1 protein-coding gene is annotated in these 1,437 nt (G+C 35.0%); it reads right to left on the reverse strand.

Annotation, left to right across the window (positions count from 1 at the left end; translation table 11 throughout):
• Positions 1-66: 66 nt before the first annotated feature.
• Positions 67-1,377 (reverse strand): ISL3 family transposase, encoded by a 1,311-nt coding sequence (locus CJ191_RS09070; protein WP_102199573.1) that lies wholly within the window; start codon positions 1,375-1,377, stop codon positions 67-69.
• Positions 1,378-1,437: the final 60 nt, after the last annotated feature.

A 1,437-nucleotide genomic window follows, 5' to 3' on the forward strand; every position in this document is an offset into this window, starting at 1 on the left:
TTTTTTATTTATCATTCATTTCCATTATTCATTATATAAATATTTATCTCCATATCCAAGCAGCCCTTAGGCTGCTTGCGTAATAGGGAGCCCATTTAAATATAGTTTGTTCGTAAGTAATATCCTTGTTCTAAAGTTTTGAAAGTTCCGATATCCATAAGCAATACGTTTAAGCACCTTAATTTTATTGTTAAGACCTTCAATACGGCCATTCGTTAGATGTTTATATTTGAAGGTGTTACCAATAAAGCGCTGTAATTTAATAAATGTGCGTAATACTCGTTTAAGTCCATTAGGGATTATAGCTAGCTTAGTGTGTGCAAGCTGGGTTAGAAATGCTTCAGAATCATTCTCCTGAAGTGCTTCACGCAAGTTATGTACAATGTTATAGGTTGCTTTTAACATCGGATTCTTATCTAATAAATATTCGACAATACCACCGGTATTGGTGAGCCAATCAAACAGCTTGAAGGATTGATAATGCCATGTATCTAGGTTTTCTCTAGGTGTCAAGAATAGTCGCCAGTAGCTTTTATATTTATTGTAAAGTCTATGATCGGAATTTCTAAATTCATTCATCACGGCTACACGTAATTTATTTAATTCTCGATTCAATGCTTGTACTAAGTGGAAACGATCAATAATAATTTTTGCATTAGGAAAAAGCTCCTGAACAATTTCCATATATGGCGTATACATATCCATCGTCACAGTTTTAACACGTTGTCTTGTCTTCAATGGATAAGCAAGGAAATAATCGCGTAGATGTACTTTTTTGCGATCACTTAATATATCTACGATCTGTGAGCTAGTGTTATCAATAAAAATAAAGCTCATGTTTCCTTCAGTATTCTTCACACCCTTGAATTCATCAAAAGCAATATGTTCAGGCAACGGATCAAATATGCTAGGTTTAAGATCGTCACCAACGCCGTCAATCACGCGCTGTACAGTATGATCAGAAATATTGCATGTTTCGGCCATATGTTTTAGCGTCAATGATTCTGTCGCTAAGTCCATAACCATGCGCTTTACGCGCTTCGAGATGAAGCAGTTTTCACCCACAACATCTGATTTTGCTGTAAAATAACTCGCGCATTCTTTGCAGTAGTAACGTTGTTTTCGTAGTACTAGATAAGCAGGGAGGCCAGAAACTTTTGTTAACGTAATTCTTGAGGTCTTAGTCCCATTTTTAACGATGTTATGTCCTTCTTTTATACAGCCGCAGGCTGGACAGTACTGGGGATTTACCTCCAATTTAGCATGATAGAATAGCGATAACCTATTATTAAATTTCTTCTCTTCAACCACATTTTTAGTATCAAATATAATATTTTCATCTTTCAATTGTAGGGTAATATTGATAAAATTATTCATGCGAGGATCTCCTATCTATTAGTTGTCGTTAACTTAATGATAATGGAATCCTCGTTTTTT

This window comes from Aerococcus viridans (assembly GCF_002871935.1).
GTDB lineage: Bacteria > Bacillota > Bacilli > Lactobacillales > Aerococcaceae > Aerococcus > Aerococcus viridans_B.